This is a genomic window from Streptomyces sp. STAM6 (assembly GCF_054963715.1).
Genome location: NZ_JBUEFZ010000077.1, coordinates 1 through 3,885, shown reverse-complemented (window position 1 = coordinate 3,885; position 3,885 = coordinate 1). Strand labels below are relative to the sequence as shown.

Sequence of the window (3,885 nt, the reverse complement as noted above, 5' to 3'; positions counted from 1 at the left end):
AGGTCCCGGCCGCCGGATCCGGGTCCACCAGGGTGTAGGCGCGCTGGTGCGGTTTGCCGGCGTTGGCGAACCACAGCCGCACCCACATCGTGGGGTGCGTCCCCGTCGCTCCGAGCATGCCGCCGTCGCCGAGGCGGATCCTGCGAAGGCGGTCGCCGACCTTCTCGTTGGACTCCACGGTGAACGTGAAGTCCTGGCCACGCATCAGCTTGAGGACCATGCCTTCCCAGCCGTGCCCCACCCCGGGCTCCCCTCGTCGTACATCCCCTCGGTTAGGTCAGCCTAACCTAACCGAGGATCATGGTACAGGTGTGAGCGGCGGGAAAGGGCACGGAAAGGCAATTGACGACCGGGATCCGTTCGGGGCTACCGCGACGGCGGCAGCGGCCCCTCGTGCATATGGTTGAAGTGCACCCAAACCTCTCCGGAGGAGCCGCGACCCTGGAGGTGCTTCGTGACCGGCACGGGTGGTCCGGCGGTCGACACCGACGAGGTGGACGCCGCGCTCGCCGAGACGGTCCGCAGGACCGGCGCCACCATCGGCGCCCTCTACCTGCTCGCCGCGGACGAGCGGGTACTGTGCCTGGAGGTGCTGTACGGGGCGCCGGCCGAAGCCGCCGCACCCTGGTCGAGAGTCCCAGTGGCCTCCCCCGCACCCGTGGCCGAGGCGGTGCGCGAGGACCGGCTGGTCTGGGTCGGCAACCAGGAGAAGATGGCCCGGTCCTATCCCCGAACGGCGGTGGCGCTGCCCTATCCCGTCGCCCTGGCCGCCGCACCGGTCACCGGCATCCGCGCGTGGGGTGCGCTGCTGCTGATGTGGCCGGCCACCCGCCCACCGCATATGACCCGACGTGAGCAGGGCCACATCGCCGCCACCTGCCGGACGCTGGCCCTGCTGCTGGACGAGGCAGCGGCGGCCGGGAGGGCGCCGGCCCCGGGCGGAGCGCCACGGGTGCTCACCGCGCAGGCGGGCAGGCGCGCCGTGAGCCCCGAGCTGGCCGCCGCCGACTTCGCCGAGCGCCTGCCCGGCGGATCCTGCTCCCTCGACCTGGAAGGGCGCATCGCCTTCCTCAGCTCCGGAGCCGCGGCACTCCTGGGCCGGGACGCCGGGCAACTGCTCGGGACGATCCCTTGGCGGTCCCTCCCCTGGCTCGACGACCCCACCTACGAGGACCGCTACCGCGCCGCCGTGATCAGCCGCGAACCCGTTGCCTTCACCGCCTGCCGCCCGCCCGGCCAATGGCTGGACTTCCACCTCTACCCGGACGCCAGCGGCATCAGCATCCGCATCGTCCCCACCGGTGCCGAGCCACCGCCGTGGCCCGCGACCCGGCAGTCCACGGGCACTCCCGCGCCCGCCCGGGCGGGCCGGCTGTACCAGCTCCTGCATCTGGCGGCCGGCCTGACCGAGGTCGTCGGCGTCCAGGACGTCGTCGACCTCATCGCCGACCAGATCATGCCCGCGTTCGGCGCACAGAGCCTGGTCCTCTCGGCCGCCGACGCCGGCCGGCTGCGCATCACCGGACACCGCGGCTACCCCCAGGACGTCATCGAGCGCCTCGACGGCCTCCCGCTCGACACGACGTTCACCCCGGCCGGACGGGCGCTCACCACCGGCATCCCCTCGTTCTTCGCCGACCCGCAGGAGATGCGGCGCATCTACCCCGACGCGCTGACGGTGAGCGGCAAGGAGGCGTGGGCGTTCCTGCCGCTGATCATCTCCGGCCGGCCCGTCGGCTGCTGCGTCCTGTCCTACGACCACCCCCACAGCTTCTCGGCCGAGGAACGCGCCGTCCTGACCTCCCTCGCCGGGCTCATCGCCCAGGCCCTCGACCGCGCCCGTCTCTACGACACCAAGCACCAGCTGGCCCACGGCCTCCAGGAAGCGCTGCTGCCGCACACGCTCCCGGAGGTCACGGGCCTGGACGTGACCGCCCGCTACCTGCCCGCCACACGAGGCATGGACATCGGCGGTGACTTCTACGACCTGATCCGCCTCGGTGACACCGCCGTCGCGGCCGTCATCGGCGACGTCCAGGGGCACAACGTGGCCGCGGCCGCCCTGATGGGCCAGGTCCGTACCGGCGTGCACGCCCATTCCACCGTGGGCGTGCCACCCGACCAGGTCCTCGCCCGCACCAACCGGCTCCTGACCGATCTCGACCTCGGCCTGTTCACCAGCTGCCTCTACGCCCACCTGGATTTCGCCGAAGGCCGCGTACGTCTGGCGAGCGCCGGTCATCCGCCGCCCCTCCTGCGCCTGCCGGGCACCGGCACCGCCCCCGTCGACGTCCCGCCCGGCCCGCTGCTGGGCATCGACCCGACCGCCGACTACCCCCTCACGGAGATCCCGCTCACCCCCGGACTGATGCTCACGCTCTACACGGACGGGCTCGTCGAGACCCCGGGTACGGACCTGGACGTCTCCATCGCCGGTTTCGCGCGGCACCTCGACGCCGTCGACGACCGGGACCTCGACCACCTCGTCGACACCGTGTTGCGGAAGGTCCGGCCCGAGCGGCAGCGCACGGACGACATCGCCCTGCTCGTCCTGCGGGTGCGGCCGGACGGAGACTGACCGCCCGCCGCCGACCCGTGCCGGACGTCAGGCGTCCAGGCCGTGCAGCATCAGGGCGAGACCGCCCAGGAATTCCTGGTCGGCACCGACCTTCCGGGCGTCCCTCGCGGTTTCGGCCATGTACGGGAAGTCGGACGACGGCAGGCCGGCGATGGTGATCGTGCCGTCGCCGGACAGCGGCCCGAAATGCTCCAGCTGGATCGCCCCGATGACGTAGCTGAGCAGACCGCGCAGCGCGACGACCCGCCGCTCGCCCTCGACGCCCGCCTCTCCGAGGATCGCGAGTACGGCCTCCGACCAGCGCAGCACACCGACCGAGCGGTGCCGGTGGACGATGGTCAGCGGAACGATCGAGGGATGGGCGCCCACGGTGTCGCGCAGACGCCGCGCCATGACCTCGATCCGCTCGCGCCACGGAGTGCCGGACGGCGGTGGCTCGGCGTCGACACGGCCGAGGACGAGTTCGACGACCAGCCTTTCGAGTTCCTCGCGGTCCTCGACGTACCGGTAGACCGCCATGGTGCTCCTGCCGAGCTCCTGGGCGACCGCGCGCATGGACAGCCCGCCGAGGCCGTCGCGGTCGATCACGGCGAGGGCGGCGGCGGCCAGTTGATCCTGGGTCAGTGAACGGGGACGTGGCATGGCATTGACAGCGTACGGCATACGCCTACGCTTGTAGGTGTACGCCATACGCTTACGAAGGGATCATCCATGCCCGCACCGCGCAGGCCCGTCGAGTCGGGCTCCACCGTCGCCGGCCGCCGGCTCACCCCGGTCTCCGGCGCCCCCGTGGCCGTCCCGGACCCGGAACGACTGATCCACCTTCAGTTCCGGCGGTTCGCCGGCTGTCCGGTCTGCAATCTGCACCTGAGGTCGATCGTCCTGCGGCACGACGAGATCGAGGCCGCCGGCATCCGCGAGGTCGTGCTCTTCCACTCACCCGCCGAGGAGCTGCGGGAGCACACCGACGGCCTGCCGTTCGCCGTCGTCGCCGACCCCGACAGGCGGCTGTACACAGAGTTCGGCGTGGAATCCGCACCCCGTGCGCTGCTCAGTCCCCGTGCATGGGGACCGATCCTCCGGGCGGTACTGCGCAGCGGCCGGGAGATCGCCCGCGGACGGGAACGCGGACCGGCCACCACCCCGCACGGTGGCCGGCTCGGCCTTCCCGCCGACTTCCTGATCGCACCGGACGGCCGCGTCGTCGCCGCCACGTACGGCGAGCACGTCTACGACCAGTGGTCGGTGGACGAACTCCTGGAACTGGCGTCACGCGCCTCGCGCCCGGTTTCCGTGCCGGGTGCCGC

General features: G+C 72.1%; 3 protein-coding genes and 1 pseudogene. 2 read left to right on the top strand and 2 right to left on the bottom strand.

The features are described 5' to 3' along the window. A pseudogene (locus ACY34K_RS33685) lies at positions 1-241 on the bottom strand (siderophore-interacting protein); the annotation flags it as partial. Positions 242-454: 213 nt separating this feature from the next. Between ACY34K_RS33685 and ACY34K_RS33680 the strand changes: the two are divergent. Next, positions 455-2,578, top strand: coding sequence for a SpoIIE family protein phosphatase (locus ACY34K_RS33680; protein WP_462754047.1), 2,124 nt, complete (start codon positions 455-457; stop codon positions 2,576-2,578). A 27-nt stretch (positions 2,579-2,605) separates the two neighbouring features. On the opposite strand, the gene ACY34K_RS33675 is transcribed toward ACY34K_RS33680, so the two are convergent. Continuing rightward, positions 2,606-3,220 (bottom strand): TetR/AcrR family transcriptional regulator, encoded by a 615-nt coding sequence (locus tag ACY34K_RS33675; RefSeq protein WP_462754045.1) that lies wholly within the window; start codon positions 3,218-3,220, stop codon positions 2,606-2,608. A gap of 69 nt (positions 3,221-3,289) precedes the next feature. Between ACY34K_RS33675 and ACY34K_RS33670 the strand changes: the two genes are divergently transcribed. Beyond that, positions 3,290-3,885, top strand: a 596-nt coding sequence (locus tag ACY34K_RS33670; protein ID WP_462754043.1) for a peroxiredoxin-like family protein, incomplete at its 3' end; no start/stop codon positions are given.

Bases quoted from the DNA above. Each gene is read 5' to 3' on its own strand.
- ACY34K_RS33675 (WP_462754045.1), bottom strand. From the start codon at position 3,220: ATGCCACGTCCCCGTTCACTGACCCAGGATCAACTGGCCGCCGCCGCC.